General features: G+C 70.0%; 19 protein-coding genes. 4 read left to right on the forward strand and 15 right to left on the reverse strand.

Annotation, left to right across the window (positions count from 1 at the left end; all coding sequences use genetic code 11):
• The 10 genes from E8A49_RS03615 to E8A49_RS03660 form a co-directional block, all read right to left on the reverse strand.
• Complete coding sequence (locus E8A49_RS03615; RefSeq protein ID WP_293376463.1) at nt 1-762, reverse strand: SDR family oxidoreductase; 762 nt, start codon at nt 760-762, stop codon at nt 1-3.
• A complete protein-coding gene (locus tag E8A49_RS03620; protein WP_293376465.1) occupies nt 759-1826 on the reverse strand; it encodes a 3-oxoacyl-ACP synthase III family protein in 1068 nt (355 codons plus the stop codon). Before E8A49_RS03620 ends, E8A49_RS03615 begins: the two co-directional genes overlap by 4 nt.
• On the reverse strand, nt 1826-2050 hold the full coding sequence (locus tag E8A49_RS03625; RefSeq protein WP_293376467.1) for an acyl carrier protein: 225 nt from the start codon (nt 2048-2050) through the stop codon (nt 1826-1828). Before E8A49_RS03625 ends, E8A49_RS03620 begins: the two co-directional genes overlap by 1 nt.
• Before the next feature lie 16 nt (nt 2051-2066).
• The gene (locus E8A49_RS03630; RefSeq protein ID WP_293376469.1) at nt 2067-3077 is read right to left on the reverse strand and encodes a 3-oxoacyl-ACP synthase III family protein; all 1011 of its coding nucleotides are present in this window, start codon (nt 3075-3077) and stop codon (nt 2067-2069) included.
• A gap of 130 nt (nt 3078-3207) precedes the next feature.
• Nucleotides 3208-4380, reverse strand: coding sequence for a DegT/DnrJ/EryC1/StrS family aminotransferase (locus E8A49_RS03635; protein ID WP_293376471.1), 1173 nt, complete (start codon nt 4378-4380; stop codon nt 3208-3210).
• Between the two features lie 88 nt (nt 4381-4468).
• On the reverse strand, nt 4469-5500 hold the full coding sequence (gene pseG / locus E8A49_RS03640; protein ID WP_293376473.1) for a UDP-2,4-diacetamido-2,4,6-trideoxy-beta-L-altropyranose hydrolase: 1032 nt from the start codon (nt 5498-5500) through the stop codon (nt 4469-4471).
• A 114-nt stretch (nt 5501-5614) separates the two neighbouring features.
• A complete protein-coding gene (locus E8A49_RS03645) occupies nt 5615-7789 on the reverse strand; it encodes a calcium-binding protein (protein WP_293376475.1) in 2175 nt (724 codons plus the stop codon).
• A 109-nt stretch (nt 7790-7898) separates the two neighbouring features.
• Nucleotides 7899-8864 (reverse strand): mitochondrial fission ELM1 family protein, encoded by a 966-nt coding sequence (locus E8A49_RS03650; RefSeq protein ID WP_293376477.1) that lies wholly within the window; start codon nt 8862-8864, stop codon nt 7899-7901.
• A 34-nt stretch (nt 8865-8898) separates the two neighbouring features.
• On the reverse strand, nt 8899-9372 hold the full coding sequence (gene greA, locus E8A49_RS03655; protein ID WP_293376479.1) for a transcription elongation factor GreA: 474 nt from the start codon (nt 9370-9372) through the stop codon (nt 8899-8901).
• A 219-nt stretch (nt 9373-9591) separates the two neighbouring features.
• Complete coding sequence (locus tag E8A49_RS03660) at nt 9592-9969, reverse strand: ester cyclase (RefSeq protein ID WP_293376481.1); 378 nt, start codon at nt 9967-9969, stop codon at nt 9592-9594.
• Nucleotides 9970-10061: 92 nt separating this feature from the next.
• Between E8A49_RS03660 and E8A49_RS03665 the strand changes: the two genes are divergently transcribed.
• A complete protein-coding gene (locus E8A49_RS03665) occupies nt 10062-10694 on the forward strand; it encodes a glutathione S-transferase family protein (RefSeq protein ID WP_293376483.1) in 633 nt (210 codons plus the stop codon).
• A 19-nt stretch (nt 10695-10713) separates the two neighbouring features.
• On the opposite strand, the gene E8A49_RS03670 is transcribed toward E8A49_RS03665, so the two are convergent.
• From E8A49_RS03670 to carB, 5 genes are all read right to left on the reverse strand, one after another.
• Nucleotides 10714-11214: an ATP-binding protein gene (locus tag E8A49_RS03670; protein ID WP_293376485.1), complete on the reverse strand. Its 501-nt coding sequence runs from the start codon at nt 11212-11214 to the stop codon at nt 10714-10716.
• Between the two features lie 8 nt (nt 11215-11222).
• Nucleotides 11223-12011, reverse strand: a complete 789-nt coding sequence (locus E8A49_RS03675; RefSeq protein ID WP_293376487.1) for a glucose 1-dehydrogenase — start codon at nt 12009-12011, stop codon at nt 11223-11225.
• A gap of 126 nt (nt 12012-12137) precedes the next feature.
• Nucleotides 12138-12305: a hypothetical protein gene (locus tag E8A49_RS03680; RefSeq protein WP_293376489.1), complete on the reverse strand. Its 168-nt coding sequence runs from the start codon at nt 12303-12305 to the stop codon at nt 12138-12140.
• A gap of 207 nt (nt 12306-12512) precedes the next feature.
• The gene (locus E8A49_RS03685) at nt 12513-13073 is read right to left on the reverse strand and encodes a hypothetical protein (RefSeq protein WP_293376491.1); all 561 of its coding nucleotides are present in this window, start codon (nt 13071-13073) and stop codon (nt 12513-12515) included.
• Between the two features lie 122 nt (nt 13074-13195).
• Nucleotides 13196-16486, reverse strand: coding sequence for a carbamoyl-phosphate synthase large subunit (gene carB / locus E8A49_RS03690; protein WP_293376493.1), 3291 nt, complete (start codon nt 16484-16486; stop codon nt 13196-13198).
• Nucleotides 16487-16721: 235 nt separating this feature from the next.
• On the opposite strand from carB, the gene E8A49_RS03695 reads away from it, so the two are divergent.
• The 3 genes from E8A49_RS03695 to E8A49_RS03705 all read left to right on the forward strand — a co-directional run bounded on the left by E8A49_RS03695 (nt 16722) and on the right by E8A49_RS03705 (nt 18359).
• Entirely contained in the window at nt 16722-16946 is a 225-nt protein-coding gene (locus E8A49_RS03695) for a hypothetical protein (protein ID WP_293376495.1), read from the forward strand.
• Between the two features lie 121 nt (nt 16947-17067).
• The gene (locus E8A49_RS03700; protein ID WP_293376497.1) at nt 17068-17634 is read left to right on the forward strand and encodes a sigma-70 family RNA polymerase sigma factor; all 567 of its coding nucleotides are present in this window, start codon (nt 17068-17070) and stop codon (nt 17632-17634) included.
• Entirely contained in the window at nt 17631-18359 is a 729-nt protein-coding gene (locus tag E8A49_RS03705; protein ID WP_293376499.1) for an anti-sigma factor, read from the forward strand. The genes E8A49_RS03700 and E8A49_RS03705 overlap by 4 nt, the downstream gene beginning before the upstream one ends.
• Nucleotides 18360-18368: the final 9 nt, after the last annotated feature.

Raw genomic sequence — 18368 nt, forward strand, 5'->3', positions numbered from 1 at the left:
TCAGCCGGCCGTGTAGCCGCCGTCGACGGCCCAGACCGCGCCGGTCACCCAGCGCGCGGCGGGCGAGAGCAGGAAGACCGCGGCGGCGGCCAGGTCCTCCGGCTCGCCGAAGCCCAGCAGGTGGCTGCGCTCGTACTCCGCGACAGCGGCTTCCGGCATGGTGGCTGTCGCGCGGCCGTGCATGGGCGTGCGGATCGCGCCGCCGGCGATGGCGTTGACCCGCACCTGCTTGGCCGCCAGCTCGCAGGCCAGCGAGCGGGTCAGGCCCTCGACGCCGGCCTTGGCGGCGGAATAGATCGCCATCCCCGGACGGCCGCAGCTCGCCGCCACCGAGCTCAGGAGGACGATGGAGCCCCCGGGCTTCATGACGCCGGTCTTGCCCGCCGCCCGGCCGATCCCCAGCGCGCCCATCAGGGCCGCGCCGAAGACGGCGTCCACATGCTTCTGCTTGGCCAGGCGGGCCGGCATGATCAGCTCGGTTCCGGCGCCATGGAAGACGCCGTCGAGACCGCCGGCCTCGAGCGCCACGGTGCTGACCAGGTCGCCGACCTGCTCCATGTCGGTGAGGTCCGCCGCCACCGCGCGGTGCCCGTCGCCGGCCAGGCTGACCAGGGTCGCGTCCAGCCGCTCGGCGTCGCGGCCGGTGGCGACGATGCGCGCGCCGCAGGCCGCCGCCGCCACCGCGGTCGCCGCTCCCAGGCCTGAGGAGGCTCCGGTGACCAGGATGGTCCGGCCCGCCAGGGCGTCAGGCGTGAAGATCACTGGGTGATGGTCTCCGCGCAGCCCAGGGGGCCGGCGGTCATGTAGACGCCGCCCCAGGAATAGCCGACGCCGAAGCCGGCCAGCATCAGGCGCATGGGCTCCTTCATCAGGCGTTCCGCCAGGTCGGTGCTCAGCACCAGGGGCAGGGTCGCCGAGGAGGTGTTGCCAAAGCGGTCGATATTGATCGGCGTGCGTTCGGGGCCGACCCCCACCTTCTTGGCGATATGGTTCAGCATGAAGCGGTTGGCCTGGTGCAGCACCAGGGCGTCGATGTCGTCGGACGTGGCCTCGGCGCGACTCAAGGTGTCGCGCACCAAGGCCGGCACCGCCTTCAGTGTGAAGGAGAAGACCGCCCCGCCGTCCATGAACAGCTGCTCGGGGTCGTAGCCTTCCGCCCGGCGCGCGTCGGGCGCGATCGCGCGGAAGCCGCCGCCCTGGACGATCAGGTTCTGGGCGCCGGTCCCGTCCGTGCCGAGCACGAAGTGCATGGGCGTTGCGCCGGGCGACGCTTCCAGCGCCGTCGCCGTCCCCGCATCGCCGAACAGCAGCGCGGTGCCACGGTCGGCGGGGTCGACGATCCGGCTGGACGTCTCGCCCGCCAGCAGCAGGACGCGCCGGCAGCCGGCGTTGATCATCGCCGCGGCGAGCCAGAGGCCATAGGTGTAGCCGGAGCAGCCCAGGGCCACGTCGAAGGCCTGGCAGGCCGGGGCGAGGCCCAGGTCCGCGTGCAGCTCGCAGGAGGTCGCCGGCAGCCGCTGGTTCGGCGTCTGGGAGACGAAGATCAGCGCATCGACGCTCGACGGCTCCCACGCCAGCCGCTCCAGCAGCCGCCCCGCCGCTGCGCGGCAGAGGTCGGCGGTGGTCTGGCCGTCGGCGGCCCAGTGGCGGGCCTCGACGCCGATCATCTTGATCACGTCGGCGATGTCGTCGTCGCTGAAGCGGGTCTTGAAATAGTCGTTGGTCACCCGTCGGGCGGGCACGCAGGAGACCACGCCGCGAAGGGCGACGCCGGGGACGGAATAGCCGGGAAGGGAAGAGCCGGTCGGGGCCGTCGCCTCGGGCATCAGCCCGCCCGCGTCTTGGCGATCAGGGCCTCGAGGTCGGCGACGGTGACGCATTTGGAGAGCGCCGCGCCGTTCAACATCAGGTCCTCGACCTCATCGACCAGGGCGATGGTCGAGACGATGGCCAGGGAATCCCAGTTGTGGTCGGGCAGGCTGAAGCCGGGGCCGATCTCGGCGGCGTCGACTTCGAAGATCTCGGCCAAGCCCTCATACAGCGCGCTCATGATAACCTCTCAAGCATCAGAATCTCACACATGTGGCGGCCCAGGAATAGCCGACCCCGAAGCCCACCAGCATGGCCAGCCGTTCCTCCGGTTGGGCGCCGAACTGGTCTTCCAGGGCGATCGGGATGGTCGAGGAGACGGTGTTGCCGCAGGTCTCCAGCTTGATGACGAACCGCTCGGGCGGGATGCCAATCTTCTTGCGCAGCTTGTCCAGGATGAAGGCGCTGGCCTGGTGGAAGACAAAGAGGTCGATGTCGTCCAGGGTCAGGTGCGCCTCGGCCAACAGGCGGTCGATGGCTGGCGGCACGGCCTTCAGGGTGAAGCTGACGATCTCCGGGCCCTTCATTAGCAGGTTGTCGGCGCTGCGGATGTTGCCGGACTCGTCCTCGGAAGCGATGGCGCTGGCGGCGTCGGGGGCGCGGCGCGCGCCGCCGGTGGGGACGATCAGGTTCGGCGCGCCGCGGCCGTCGGCGCCGAACACGAACGGGCCGATCATCGGGCGTTCGGCTTCGACGGCCTCGATCAGGGTCGCCGCCGCGCCGTCGCCGAAGAGGGTGCGGACACTCTTGTCCAGCGGATGGATGAAGCGGGAATACGTATCGGCGGTGAGCAGCAGGACGCGGTTCGCCGCGCCCGTCTCGATCAGCCCCTTGGCCAGCGCCAGGCCGTAGACGAAGCCCGAGCAGCCCAGGTTGAAGTCCAATGCGCCGCAACTGGTCGGCAGGCCCAGGCGGTCCTGCAGGATGCAGGCGGTGGTCGGCAGGATGTAGTCAGGCGCCTGAGTGCAGAAGAGCAGGAAGTCGATGTCGCCGGGGGCGACGCCGGTACGGTCGAACAGCTTCCGCGCGGCGTGGCAGGCCAGATCGGCGGCGGTTTCGTCCGGCGCGGCGATGCGCCGTTCGCGCACTCCGGTTTTCTCGACGATCTTCTCAGCGGTCCAACCGGGGTAGAGGGCGGCCAGTTCCTCGTTGGCGAGCACGGTGTCGGGCAGGTGGCTCGCAAGCGCCTGGACCCTGGCCGTCCGCATGGCTGTTCCTCGGTTTCCGGCGCGCACCGTGGCTCCGTCCGCGGAGCCTAGGCCGGGCTTATCGCTATGTGGTTAATTTCGGGACGATCGGAAGGTCCGCGAGCCCCGGAAAGCTGGTCCGCGGAGGGTTTCAGCCGGCGCCCAGCGCCCGGTCGAGGACGGCGGCGATGCGGGCGATCTCGTCTCCGTCCATATCGATGAAGAACGGCAGGCCGAGCGTCGAGGCGGCGAGCGCCTCGGTGGCCGGCAGAGCCTCGCGGCGGCAGTCCAGGAAGGCGGTCGAGGTGTGGCAGCCGCCGCCCCACCAGGCGCGGGTGTCGACGCCCTCGGCGCGCAGGCTCTGCGCCACCTGGGCGGCCGAGCCGGGCGGCAGGCCGACGGTGCAGACGCTGGTGGTCCAGTCGGCGCCCCAGCCCTCCTGGAAGCGGACTTCGGGGCAACCCATCAGCGCGATGCGCAGCATCTGGCCGGCGCGCAGGAACCTCAGGCGGTCCACGGGCCAGGCGTCGAGGGCGGCCATGCCCACCGCGCCGGCGTATTCCGATAGCTTCGAATTGGTGGCCGCCACCTGGCTGTCGCGGCTGCCGTGGAAGCCGAAGTTGGTCTGCAGGCGGACCCGGTGCGCCAGGTCGGCGTCGTCGGTGACCAGGAAGCCGCCTTCGCCAACGCCCAGCACCTTGGTGGCGTGCAGGCTGACGACGGCGGGCAGGCGCGCGTCATCCAGCGCATCGAAGGCGGCGGCGGCGTCCAGCAGCACCGGCAGGCCGGTGAACTCCCGGAAGCTGCGCCAGGCGGCCAGGTCCGGCATGGCCCCGAAGGCGCAGACCGGGATCACGGCGACGGCCTCGCGGGCCAGCTCGGGGCTGAGCGCGATCACTGTGGCCGGGTCCAGCATCCAGGTCTTCGAGTCGACGTCCACGAACCAGGGCTTCAGCCCCGCGGCGATCACCGCGTGCGCCGTAGCCACGAAGGTCCAGGACGGCATGACCACGTAGCCGCCGGGCTTCAGGTCCATGGCCTTGAGGGTGAGCGTGAGCGCCTGGGTGGCGTTGGCGACGGTGACGACCTGGGCGCCTGGGGCGAAGCGCTCGGCGATCCGCCGCTCCAGGCCCAGCAGCACGGCGCCGAAGTTCGAGTACCAGCGCGCCTCGTCGATCTGCTGCAGGTAGGGCAGGATGGCCTCGGCCGGCGGCATGCGCGGTCGCGCCACGGCGATGGCGGCGGCGGGCTTCGGCGCCGTCAGGGACGCGGGCGCCGCGTCAGGCGTCACCGTGTCGAGCGGCAGGGCGCGGGGCAGGGCCAAGCCTGATCCTCCGGTGGAACTCCAAAGTCCAAGGCAACACGATTGCAGTTAACGTCGGATTAGGGCTCGGGAAGTCCGGAGCCGCAGATCAGCCGCGGGCGGCGATCAGCTTCAGGAAGACCTCGGCCACGCGCGGGGCGCCCAGGCCGTCGCAGAGTTCGGCGCTGGCCTGGGAGAGCTGGCGGCGCAGGGCCGCGTCGGTGGTGAGCCGCATCAGGGCCCGGTCGAAGGCCGCCTCGAAGCCCGCCGCGCCGGCGTCCAGCACCAGCGCCGCGCCGCGCTCGGCGACGGCCTGGGCGGCCTCGCGCTGGTTCTCCGCCAGCACAAGCATCAGGGTCGGCAGGCCGAGCGCACAGCGCTCCCAGGTCGAGGAGCCGGCCGCGCCGATGGCGATGTCGGCCTCGGCGGTGAGCTGGGCCATCAGCGGCGTGTCGACGTGCAGGACGATGCGGATGTCGCGCCGGGCGATCTTGGTGAGGCTGGGCAGGCTAGGCGCCTCGGCGCCCAGGACCACGTCGATGCCGACCTCGTTCACCTTGGGCCGAAGCTTCTCGACCACGCGGCCGGTGATCCCGTCCACGTCGGTGAGGCCCAGGGAGACCAGCACCCGCCCCACCGGCTCGCCACGCCAGCCGAGGGCGGTGTCGCGCAGGGCCGCGAACTCCGGGCGCACCGGGGCGTATTGCGGGCCGAGCAGGAGGCGCACGCCCTCCGGTGTCAGGCCGAGGTAGTCCTCCGCGCGGCGGGTGGGGCCCGAATCCAGTAGCAGGTCCGCGCCCAGGGGCCGGTCGGCCAGGTCGTCGATCACCAGGGCCGGCTTGCCCCGGGCCATGCCGCGGTGGTCATCCTCGCTGAGGCCGTAGTGGTCGAAGACGATGGCGTCGAAGGCTTCCCGGCGGGCCGCGGCGGCCAGGTCGGCGGGCGAGGGGCCTTCGGCGGGGGCACGCGGCATGTTGGGCGCGAAGGCGGCCAGGATCGCCTCCACCGCCGGCGGCGTCACGAAGCGGCAGTGCGCGCCCTGGTCGGCGAGCGCGCCCGCCAGGGTGAGCGAGCGCATGACGTGGCCGCCGCCGACCGCCGCGCCAGCGTCGGCCACGAAAAGGATGTTGGGACCGCTCATTCCGCGCCTGTCTACGGGAATCCCGCGCTGGCCCCCAAGGCCAAAAGCGCCGAGCCCCCAAATGCAAAGGGCCGCCCCGAAGGGCGGCCCCGCAACTGCGGCCTGGAGGGGCCGTCAGATGAAGTTCGTCCCGCTGATGCTGGATAGCGACGCCCCTTGCAGGATGATCGCGTCGTCGTCGACGGTGATGTGGTGGTCGGGCGTGCCGATGGTGCCCGGGGTGCTGGTGTCGGCGAAGACCACCACGCCGACTCCTGACACCTGGATCGCCACGTACTTGTCCGTGCCGGAAAGATCGGCGTTGGCCTGGGTGATCGCGGCGTTGAAGTTGGCGGCGACGACCGTGTCGGTGCCGACGAAGACGGCCCCGCCGGCGCCGAGGGTCCCGATCTGCAAGTGGTCGCTGGAGGTCCAGTCGGTGATCACCTCCGCGGTGTTCGGATTGGCGATCGACTGGCCGGGCGAGAAGACGAACAGGTCATTGCCGCCGCCGCCGGAGATCTGGTCGTGGCCCGTACCGCCGCCGCCGGCGGTGATGGTGTCGTTGCCCGCGCCGCCGGTGATGGTGTCGGCGGTCGAGCCCATGGTGATCTGGTCGTTGCCCGCGCCGCCATCGATCAGGGAGTTGCCGGTCGCGGTCGCGCCGTTGATCGTGTCGTCGCCCGCCCCGCCCTGGATGCCGCCCTGGCCGAGGAAGTGGATGCTGTCGTTGCCGGCGCCGCTGCTGATGATGTCGGTGCCGCCGCCGGAGGTGATGGTGTCGTCGCCGCTGCCGCCGGTGATGTTGTCGTCGCCCGCGCCGGTCGTGATCGAGTCCTGGCCGTTGCCGGCGGTGATGGTGGCGCCATGGAAGCCGAGATCGCTGGCGGTGTTGGTCCCGTTGCCCAGGCTGATGGTGTCACCGCCGGACGTGGAGGTCGTATCGCTCAGGTGGATGTCGTCGTTGCCCGACCCGGTGCTGGTGATCACGTTGTGACCCGAGGCCGAGCTGTCGGTGATGGTGTCGTTGCCGGCGAACGAAAGCGTCGCGCTGCCGCCGGTGATGTCGATGGAGTCGTGGCCCGTGCCGGCGGTGATGGTGCTGTCGTCGCCGACGCCGGAGATGTTGTCGTTGCCGTTGCCGACGCCGATGACGCCGCTGCCGCCGCCCAGGTCGATGGAGTCGTCGCCATTGCCCAGGGTGACTGTGTGGAAACCGCCCGCGAAGGTGACATCGTCGTTGCCGAGGCCGGCGGAGATGCTGTCGTCACCCGCGCTGGAACCCACGATGACGTCGTTGCCAGAGCCCAAGGTCAGGGTGTCGTCCCCCGAACCGCCGGTGATGGTGACATGGTCGTTGCCATCGCCGAGGGTGATCAGGTCGCCGCCGCCGGCCGTCGAGATGACGTCGTTTCCGGAACCGGCGGTGATGGTGTCGTGGCCTCCGGTGGTGACCGTGATGCTGTCGACGCCGTCGCCCGCGGTGATCTGGTCGCTGCCGTTGGCGACCGTGATCTGGTCGTTGCCCGCTCCGCTGTCGATGGTGTCGTGACCGGCCGAGGTGGAGTCGCTGATGGTGTCGTCGCCCGCGCCGCCGCTGATCGAGTCGTGGCCCGAGCCGGTGGCGACCAGGCTGTCGTTGCCGCCTTCGCCCGAGAGGGTGTCGGGGCCGGCGCTCGAGGCGTGGACGGTGTCGTTGCCCAGGTTGCCGTCCAGGTAGTCGCCGCCGCCGCCGCCGGTGATGTTGTCGTCGCCCTGGCCGCCCAGGATGGTGTCGGCGTGGCTGCTGCCGACGATGGTGTCGTTGCCGAGGTTGCCCTGGGCGAAATTGGTCGCCGTGGCCGAGGCGCCGCCGGCCGACAGGACAATGCTGTCGTCGCCTTGGCCGCCGAAGATCGTGTCGATCCCGCTGCTGGCGACCAGGCTGTCGTTGCCCTGGTTGCCCTGCAGGAGGTCGTTGCCGGCCGATCCGCCGTTCAGGGTGTCGGCGCCGTCGCCGCCGAACAGGCCGTCCGACGCCGCCGTGCCCATGACGCTGTCGTTGCCCGTCGTGCCGATGAACAGGTCGGAGCTGTCCTGGAACAGGTTGAAGTTGATGCCCGTGCCGGGGGCGCCAGCGAGGCTTTCTGCGAAGTTGAGGGTGTTGCCCTCGGCGATGATGGTGATGCTGGGGGCCGCGGTCAGGGTCAGCGGGTTGAAGATCACGGTCGTCTGCGACGCCGTGGCCGTCAGGAACACCAGCTGGTCGACGCCCGGTTGGAAGCTGTTGGCTTCGGCCTGCGTCATCTGATCGAAAAAGAAGTTCGCCACGTGAGTTCCCCGACTCGGAAGGTTTACGGCACCATGCCCCGATGGTGTTGCGAAAGTCTTTCCAAATTGCGGCCTCGTTTACCATGACGCAAGCGGTCTCTAGGCCGCATCAGCCGGAAATTCTCGCGTCAAAGCAGCGTAATAGCTCGCGCGCCGCCCGGTTCGTCTCGTCAAGGGGCGGATAGGCCCAGTCATCGAAGGCGCCTTCGAACGGACGGCTGATTCCGCGCGCCCGCAGGTCGGCGTGGAAGCGGTCGAACTTGCGCCCGCCGCCGGCCATGGCCAGCACCTGCACCGGCTTGCCGGTGGTCGCCGCGTCGGTGGCGAGATTGGTGGAATCCTCGGTCACCAGCACCCGGTCGGCGGCGGCCAGGAAGGCGAAGTAGGGGTTGTCGCCCTGGCCGTCCCAGGTCCAGCCCGGGACGCCGGCCAGGGCCTCGGTGAGGATCCGCCGGGCCGGCTCCGGGGTGCGGCGGGTGAAGCTGAGCAGGAGGGCGCCGCCGCTGGCGCGCATGGCCTGGGCCACCTCGGCGCCCATGGCCCGGGCGCGCTCCGGCGGCAGGTCGTGGGTCTTGGACTTGCCGCCGACGATCATCGCCACCCGCGGATGCGGCAGAGGGTCGATCCGGCCGCGGAACCGGGCCAGGTCGCGGCTGAAGCCCGCGGCGCTCATCCGGTTGGGGGCGCCCACGATGGGGAAGACGTTGGGGCCCGCGACGTCGTCGTGCGCCGGCGGGACGACGAGGTCGAAGTCGGCCAGCCGCCCGCGCGGGTCCTGGGTCTGGACGACGAAGGTCCGCCCGCCCGACCAGCCGCGCACCCGCCGCGACAGGGGCAGGCTGGCGCGGCCCGCGCCGATCCAGATGTCGGGCCAGGGCGGGGCGACGGGGCCGTCGGCGCGCACCGTGGCGCGCGGAAAAGGGATCAGCCGCTCGGGCAGCCGGCCCAGGCTAAGCGGCCAGACGATCCGCTTGCAGGTGATCTCAGCCGGCCGCTGGCGCGCGACCGCCTCCGCCAGGCCCAGCGCCTGGGCCTCGATGCCGACGCGGCCGTCCGAGACGGCCCAGATGCTCAAGGGAGACGAAGCGCCCGGCGGCATCCGCGGTGGGCTAGACCCACTCCACCTTGGTGATCTCGTAGGCCTTCACGCCGCTGGGGGTGTTCACCTCGACCACATCGCCGCTTTCCTTGCCGATCATGGCGCGGGCGATCGGCGAAGTGATGGAGACACGGCCCTTCTTCACGTCGGCTTCGTGCTCGCCGACGATCTGGTAGCGGGCCTTCTCCTCGGTGTCCTCGTCGACCACGCTGACGGTGGCGCCGAACTTCACCTGCTTGCCTGAAAGCTTGGAGACGTCGATCACCTGGGCGCGGGCCATCTTGTCCTCGATCTCGGCGATCTGGCCTTCGATCCAGCCCTGGCGATCCTTGGCGGCGTGGTACTCGGCGTTCTCCGAGAGGTCGCCATGCTGGCGCGCCTCGCCGATCGCGGCGACCACGGCGGGCCGCTCGATAGTCTTCAAACGCTTCAGCTCATCGTCGAGGGCGTGATAGCCCTCGGCGGTCATCGGGACTTTATCCATGGCAGATGGTGACTCGAGTTCGCCCTAAGTTGGAAGTTCCGTCGGAAGCCGGCCGCGGGCGCAGGCGTCCAGGGGGAAAGAGGATAGAATTGTGCGCCGCAAAAGGCAAGGTGACGCGGATATGCGACAGGTTCAAAACGGCCGGCGCCGAGGTCCGCCGCCACGCCGCAGCCTTTGATCTTCTGGACCGTCTGTCAACACGATGGACGACTTAAGCCCCTAATTCGCCGCCGGTGGGCGAAGTTGGCGCGGATCGTAGAAGAACCGCTCCTCGGCGATGCGGTCGCCTTCCCAGCGCTGCAGGGTCAGCTCCTCCATGATCACCGGCGGCCCTTCGGCCGGGGTGAAGGTGAAGCGCCAGCGGATCATCACCTTGTCGCCGTCGACCAGGAGGTCGGTGACCTTGTCGGTCTCCATCCGGGGGAACATGGCCATGGTCGCCCGCTCGTTGGCGATGAGCTGGTCCAGGCCGCGGCGCGGTTCCTGCTGGTTGTCCTGCATGGAGGCGTGCGGATGGTAGAACTGCTCCATGGCCTCGATGAACCTGGCGGCTTCGACCAGGGCGACGAAGGCTTCGGCGCGGGCGCGATCGGGCATTTGGCGGCCTTTGCGGAGGGGCTGGGCGGATGACGGCTGGCAGCGGACGAAGCGCCGCCCTAGCTTAGGGCTGCGACAGGAGAGAGATAGGCATGGCGAGCCCGCGTGGAATAACCCTCTACCATTCGAGGGCCAGCCGGGCGTTCGCCGCCTACTGGATGCTCGAGGAGCTCGGCGTCCCGTTCAAGGTCAAGCTGGTGGACATCACCAAGGGCGAGCAGAAACACCCCGACTATCTGAAGCTCAATCCGGCCGGCAAGGTGCCCACCCTGACCGACGGCGAGGTGGTGGTGAGCGAGAACCCGGCCATCGCCATCTACCTGGCCGACCGCTACGGCTACGGCGCCCTGGCGCCGAAGATCGACGATCCGAAGCGCGGGGCCTATCTGAAGTGGATGGTGTTCTCGACCGCAGTGGTCGATCCCGTCGCCACCCTGCACCAGCAGAAGATCGACCTGCCGGGCTTCGACGTCAGCTTCGGCGCCTTCGACGACATGGTGCGCGTGGTGACCGGGGTGCTGAAGGACCGCGAGTTCCTGCTGGGGGAACGGTTCTCGGCCGCCGACGTGGTGCTGGGCGGCACGATCGCGCGGCTGGTGTACCAGAAGGTGCTGCCGGAGGAGCCGATCTTCCTGGACTACCGGGACCGGCTGACCCAGCGCGAGGCCTTCCACCGCGCCGCCGACGCCACCTGGCCGGCGCAGTTCTACACCGCGCTGGCCTAGGCGCCCGCCCGCGGCGGCGTCAGTCGCTGAGGCTGATCACCGCGCCGGCCAGCTCGTCCGGCGCGGGCGGTTCGTAGACGCCCTCGATGAAGTCGAACATGTCCGGCGGGACTTCGATGGCGAAGCTTTCGCCGCGCACGACGTTGCGGCCGGCGACGCGGGCGCGCCGCACCTCCTGCGGAGCGTCGACCACGTGCCACTGGAGGGGAAGCTCCGTCGCCTCGGCGATCTCGCGCACGCGGTCGCGGTCGGCCTTGCGCATCAGCCCAATGTCCAGGATCACCGAGGTCCCGGTCGCCAGGACCGCGGCGGCGGCCGACCAGATCTGCGCCTCGCACCGGCCGACCCGCTCCAGCATCCACGCGTACTCCAGCGGCTCGGGCATGTCCGGGCCGAACAGCCGCGCCATCCAGTCGTCCAGGATGAAGGCCGCCGCCTTTTCGCGGCGGGCGAAGGCGTGGGCGTAGGTCGTCTTGCCGGCCCCGCAGGGTCCAACGATCACATGCAACGTCGCGGTCATGGCGGTCGCTAGCGGACCGAGAGGCCGCCGTCGATCACCAGTTCCGCGCCGGTGACGTAGCGGCTCTCGTCGCTGGCCAGCCAGAGCACGCCGTTGGCGATGTCGAGGGGCAGCCCCTTCACGCCCAGCGGCACGGCCATGGATGAGATGGCGTCCAGGTCCGGCGGGGCGTTCACGCCCGGGGTGGCCGGGTTGATGATCCCCAGCCAGATCGGCGTCTCGATGATCCCCGGGTGCACCGAGTTCACCCGGATCTTGTCCTTGGCGTTGGCGCATTCCATGGCCACCGCCTTGGTGAAGAGCCGCACCCCGCCCTTGGTGGCGCAGTAGCCGGCCAGGTTCGGCGCGCCCTTCAGGCCCGCCACCGAGGACATGTTGATGATCGAGCCCCCGTCGCCGGAGACCCGCATCAGCGGGATGGCGTGCTTCACGCCGAGGAACACCCCGTCGAGGTTCACCGCGGTCTGCTTGCGCCAGTCGGCCAGCGTCATGTCCAGGATCGAGCCGCCCAGGCCGATGCCGGCGTTGTTGACCAGGATGTCGAGCCGGCCGTGACGGTCCTTCGCGTGGGCGATGACGCGCTCCCAGGCCGCCTCGTCAGTGACATCGTGGCGCAGGTGTTCCGCCCGGCCGCCCGCCTTCTGGATGGCCGCGACGGTCTCTCCCCCCTTGTCGTCCTGCAGGTCGGTGACCAGCACCGCCGCGCCCTCGGCGGCCAGAAGCTCGGCGCAGCCGCGCCCGATCCCGCTCGCCCCGCCGGTGACCAGCGCCACCTTTCCCTGAACGCGCCCAGCCATGGTCGTCCTCCCGTTCTTTGAAAGGAGGCCTAACCCAGCCGTCGCCGCGCCGCCAGCGCTTCGCGGTTGGGAACCTTAGGACTGCGGGGCCGGCGACACCGCGCCGGCCGCTAGGCTAGCGTCGGCTCAGCGCATCCAGCTCGGGGGCGAATCCCCGCCGGTGGCGATGGCGTAGATCATGAACACCGCGAGCACGACGATGGCGGCGACCATCAGCTTGCCGAGCAGGCCTTCCATGTTCTCGGCCACATGCTTGTTCCGGTGCGGCCTGACGTCCTGGTTATCGGAATGCATAAAGCGTCCTTCCCAATCTGCTTGGGGGTTCTACGCCCCCGCCAGACTGCGTCAGACGCCACGCGGCGGTCTTCCGGCTGTCGTTTCGGGCTGCCGGAGCGGGCCCGCGGAGCCTGCGCGAGTCAGGCTTCTGAGCGTCAGGGTGCGCCCCCGCCTAACGCGGGTCAACGAAAGCCAAGCTTCAGTCGCCAGAACGTGATCGGCCCGTCAGGCGGCGGAGGGAACCGCGCCGCCCTGCCGCCGGGCCGCGCGCAGGGCGCCGCCGAGCAGGCCGAAGCCCAGGACCATGGTCATCCAGATCGCGGGCTCCGGAGCCGCGCCGGCCGCGCTGGCCTCGCCGCTGGCCAGGTAGCGCGTGGTCCCGCCCTCCGGGATATAGCAGCTGTACGAGCCCGTGCATTCGTAGGACGGGCCGCCCTCGCCACCTTCAATGGGGTTGTTCGCCACGGGCGTGGTGAGGGTGTCGGCGAAGGTCAGATGCAGGTCGGCCTGGTAGCCGGGCTGAGCGTCGACGTAGAAGTCGCCGTTCGCGAAATAGCTGTCGGCCGGGGTGTAGTTGAAGCCGGCCTCCGCGGCGCCCGCCGTGGTGGTCAGGTCATAGCCGTCCAGATAGCCGTACTGGTTGATGTTGAACCAGCCGCTGAGGGTCCCGGTGTCGTCGAAGGTCCCGCTGACCGTCCAGTGGATATCGGCGCTAGCCGCCGAGGGCAGGGCCGCCGCGCCCAGCAGGGCGGCCGCACAGGCCGCCGCGGGCAGAAAACGCCGCATCTTGTTTGCAGATTCCATCGCCTGAACGTCCCCATTCGCGGCCCAGGCCGCGCCCAAATACCAGTGCTACACCATGAATCCGTCCGGCGCCGGATGATTCACCCGTTACGAGAAGAACTCGCTCAGGCGTAGCTTTGCAAGGGCCGAACTTCGAGGGTGTCCTCCACCGTGGCGATGATCGCCTGGGCGGCGGCCAGCGCGCCGGCGGCGGTGGTGTAGTAGGGGATTTTCATCATCAGGGCCGTGCGGCGCAGCTCGAACGAGTCCGTCAGCGACTGGCGCCCCTCGGTGGTGTTGAAGACCAGCTGCACCCCGCCGTTCTTCATGGCGTCGACGATGTGCGGGCGGCCTTCCAGCACCTTCTTGACCGCCTCGACCTTCAGGCCCTCGCCGGCCAGGTAGGTACAGGTGCCGCCGGTGGCCAGCACCTTGAAGCCGTGCGCGATCAGGAGCTTCACCGGCTCCAGCACCCAGGGCTTATCTGCGTCCTTCACCGAGACGAACACGGTCCCGGTCTTGGGCAGCACAGTTCCGCCGCCGAGCTGGCTCTTGGCGAAGGCGCGGGCGAAGGCCGGGCCCGGTCCTTCGCCGGGGCGGACCCAGTCCAGGCCCATGACCTCGCCGGTGGAGCGCATCTCCGGGCCCAGCACGGTGTCGACGCCGGGGAAGCGGGCGAAGGGGAACACGGCCTCCTTCACCGCGATATGGTCGTAGGGCGTCTCGGTCAGGTCGAACTCGGCGAGCTTCATGCCGGCCATCACCTTGGCGGCGATGGCGGCCAGCGGCCGGCCGATGGTCTTGGCTACGAAGGGCACCGTGCGGCTGGCGCGCGGATTGACCTCCAGGACGAAGATCCGCGGGCTCTCCGAGTGCGGCTCCTCGATGGCGAACTGCACGTTCATCAGGCCGCGCACTTCCAGCGCGCGGGCCATGGCCTCGGTCTGGCGCTTCAGCTCGGCGATGGTCTCGGGCTTCAGCGAGAAGGGCGGCAGCGAGCAGGCTGAGTCGCCGGAGTGCACGCCGGCCTCCTCGATGTGCTCCATGACGCCCGCCACGAAGACCGCGCCGTCAGCGTCGCACAGGGCGTCCACGTCCACCTCGGTGGCGCGGCTGAGGTACTGGTCGATCAGGACGGGGCTGTCGCCGGAGACCTGCACGGCGGTGCGGATGTAGCGGTCGAGCTGCTCGTCGTCGCGGACGATCTCCATGGCCCGGCCGCCCAGCACGTAGGAGGGCCGGATCACCACCGGATAGCCCACCTGGTGGGCGCCGGCGAAGGCCTCGTCGCGGCTGCGGGCGATGGCGTTGATCGGCTGGGCGATCTTCAGGCGGTGCAGCAACTGCTGGAAGCGCTCGCGGTCCTCGGCCAGGTCGATGGCGTCCGGCGTGGTGCCGAGGATCGGGATGCCGGCGTCCTCCAGCGGCTTGGCCAGCTTCAGGGGCGTCTGGCCGCCGAACTGGACGATCACGCCCAGCAGCGTCCCGTTGGACTGCTCGACGTGGATCAGTTCGAGGACGTCCTCGGCCGTCAGCGGCTCGAAGTAGAGGCGGTCGGAGGTGTCGTAGTCGGTGGAGACGGTCTCGGGGTTGCAGTTCACCATGATCGACTCCACGCCGATCTGGTCCAGCGCGAAGGCCGCGTGGCAGCAGCAGTAGTCGAACTCGATGCCCTGGCCGATGCGGTTCGGACCGCCGCCCAGGATGATCGCCTTCTGGCGGTCCGAGGGCTCGCTCTCGCAGTCCGGCGCCTGGCCCAGCGCGCCGGTCTCATAGGTCGAGTACATGTAGGGCGTCTCGGCGCGGAACTCGCCGGCGCAGGTGTCGATGCGCTTGAACACCGGCCGCACGCCGAGCGCGCGGCGCGCGTCGCGCACCCGGGCCTCGGTCGAGCCGGTGATCTGGGCCAGGCGCGCGTCGGAGAAGCCCTGCGCCTTCAGCGCGCGGACGCCCTCGGCGGTCTTGGGCAGGCCCTCGAAGCGCACCCGCGCCTCCTCGGCCACCAGGGCCTGGATCTGGCGCAGGAACCAGGGCTCGTAGGAGCAGGCCGCGTGGATGTCCTCCACGGAGAGGCCGTGGCGGAAGGCCTGGGCGATCACCCGCAGGCGGTCGGGCGTCGGCTGGCCCAGGGCGCGGAGGATCGCCGCGTGGCCCATCTCCGGGTCCGAAGCGTTCTCGATCTCCACCTCGTCGAGGCCGGAAAGGCCGGTTTCCAGGCCGCGCAGGGCCTTCTGCAGGCTCTCGGCGAAGGTGCGGCCGATGGCCATGACCTCGCCCACCGACTTCATGGAGGTGGTCAGGTACGGCTCGGAGCCCGGGTACTTCTCGAAGGCGAAGCGCGGGATCTTGGTGACGACGTAGTCGATGGAGGGCTCGAACGAGGCGGGCGTCGCGCCGGTGATGTCGTTCATCAGCTCGTCGAGGGTGTAGCCCACCGCCAGGCGCGCGGCGACCTTGGCGATCGGGAAGCCCGTGGCCTTGGACGCCAGCGCTGAGGAGCGCGACACCCGCGGGTTCATCTCGATGACCACCATGCGGCCGTCCGCCGGGTTCACCGCGAACTGCACGTTGGAGCCGCCGGTCTCCACCCCGATCTCGCGCAGCACGGCGATCGAGGCCGCGCGCATGCGCTGGTATTCCTTGTCGGTGAGCGTCAGCGCCGGGGCGACGGTGATCGAGTCGCCGGTGTGGACGCCCATCGGGTCGATGTTCTCGATGGAGCAGACGATGATGCAGTTGTCCGCCTTGTCGCGGACGACCTCCATCTCGTACTCCTTCCAGCCGAGGACGCTTTCCTCGATCAGCACCTCGGTGGTGGGCGACAGGTCGAGGCCGCGTTCGACGATCTCGCGGAATTCCTTGGCGTTGTAGGCGATGCCGCCGCCGGTGCCGGCCAGGGTGAAGCTGGGCCGCACGATGGCCGGCAGGCCCACGAACTCCAGGCCCTCCAGGGCCTCTTCCATGGAATGCGCGGCCTTGGACTTGGGGCTTTCGAGGCCCAGGTGGTCCATGGCGTCGCGGAATTTCTGGCGGTCCTCGGCCTTGTCGATGACCTCGGCCTTGGCCCCGATCATCTCGACGCCGTACTTCGCGAGCACGCCCGAGGCGTTGAGGGCGAGCGCGGTGTTCAGCGCCGTCTGGCCGCCCATGGTCGGCAGGAGGGCGTCGGGCCGCTCCTTGGCGATGATCTTCTCGACCATGGCCGGCGTGATCGGCTCGATGTAGGTGGCGTCGGCGACGTCCGGATCGGTCATGATCGTCGCGGGGTTCGAGTTCACCAGCACGATCCGGTAGCCCTCGGCGCGCAGCGCCTTGCAGGCCTGCACGCCGGAATAGTCGAACTCGCACGCCTGTCCGATGACGATCGGCCCGGCGCCGATGATCAGGATCGAGGAGATGTCGGTACGTTTGGGCAACTTCGTCTCGCGCGCGAGGGCGCACGCGCTTGCAACGCGCCGCCCGGCCAAATCTGCAGGTTAAGCCGCCCGTTTAGAGACCACGGGCGCAGGGCGCAACCCCGCGTGGCCGGCGCCCGGCAAACACCTGCGGCGCGGCGGATTATTTCAGTTACGCCGAAACCAAATCCCGCTCCGGCCATATAGCTCCTGTGCGGCCGCGCTTTTCGCGGCGGAAGTTTGAAGGGGCCCGCCCATGACCCTCGCCGACAGGATCCCGACCCTCAGCGACCAGGAGGTCGCCAACCTGCTCGCCAATGCGCGCCGCCTGAGCGCGGCAGGCGACGAACGGCAGAAGGCCGCGGCTGCCGAGCTGCTGCCGGCGCTGGAGGCTGCGAGTGAGGAACGCCGCGCCGAACGCATCGCCGCGGCCCAGATCAAGCGCGCCGCGGCGCGCCGGCCGCCCCGCGCGGCGGCCTGAGACCTGCGACAGCTTGTCATCCGCCATCCGGGGCCGATGGTTCCGTTGCGTCAAGCTTGGGTGTAGAGGGTTGCCCCCTTGCGTTTGAGGGGGCAGGTTCGCCCTTAAAGTTGCACGAGATTTGAGCCCGACCTTGGCCTTTGCGACCACGCCCGAAGCCCTAGCCGCCCTGATGGGCCGCGTCGCCCAAGGCGAACGCGCGGCCCTGCGGCAGCTTTATGACGCCACCTCCGCGAAGCTTTTCGCCGTCTGCCTCCGTATCTTGTCCGACCGGGAGGAAGCAGAGGACGTCTTGCAAGAGGTCTACGTCACAGTTTGGCGTCGGGCGGACCGTTTCGATGCGGCGCGCGCGAGTGTCATGACCTGGGTCTCGACCATCGCCCGTAACCGGGCGATCGACCGTCTGCGCGCCCGTGGCCCCATGGCCTACGCCGACCAGGTCGAGGAGCTGGACATCCCCGACGGCGGCGTCAGCGCCGAGGGCCTGCTGGTCACCGCGGGTGAGGAGGGACGGCTGCACCGCTGCCTTTCCGAGCTCGACGCCCGCACCGAGACGGTGATCCGCACCGCCTTTTTCGAAGGTGTCACCTATGAGGCGCTGGCCCGCCGCATGGAGACGCCATTGGGTACAGTAAAGAGCTGGGTCCGCCGGGGCCTGGCCAAGCTTAAGGGCTGTCTGTCGCAATGAGCGAAGCTCCCGAACTGTCCGACTCCGAAGCCTTCGCCGCCGAGCACGCCCTGGGCGTCCTGAGCTCGGCGGAGCGGCGGCAGGCCGAGGCGCGCATGGCCGCCGAGCCGGCCTTCGCCGCCGAGGTCGAAGCCTGGCGCGAGCGCTTGAACCCGATCGCCGACACCCTGCCGTCCATTCCTGCGCCGCATGCGCTATGGCTGCGGATCGAACGCTCCCTGGGCGCCAACGACAATGCGGTCGCGGTCCGGGGCTTGCGCTTCTGGCGCGGGGCGACGGCCGGGTCGCTCACGCTGGCCGCCGCCAGCATCGCCGCAGCCGTCATGCTCGCCAACCGCGCGCCGGTGGTGGTCCAGGCGCCGCCCGCCGCCCAGGGCCAGCTCCTCAACGCCAGCCTGGTCAGCCAGTCGGGCGCGCCGGTGCCGCTGTTCGTCGCGGCCTACGACCCGACCCGCAAGGCGCTGATCGTCACTTCGCTGGTGACGCCGGGCAACGATCCGGCCCACGTCCACGAGCTGTGGGTGATCCCGGCCGACGGCAAGCCCAGGCCGCTGGGCCTGCTGGAGCCGGGCAAGACCAAGGCCATGCCGATGCCGGAGAGCCTGTTGCCCTCGCTGGCCGCGGGCTCCGCGCTCGCCGTCTCGCTCGAACCGCCCGGCGGCTCCCCCAAGGTCGACGCGCCTAGCGGCCCGATCACCGCCGTAGGCAAGCTCGCCAAGATCTAAGGCGCGGCC

Source organism: Phenylobacterium sp., from assembly GCF_004799515.1.
Lineage (GTDB): Bacteria > Pseudomonadota > Alphaproteobacteria > Caulobacterales > Caulobacteraceae > Phenylobacterium.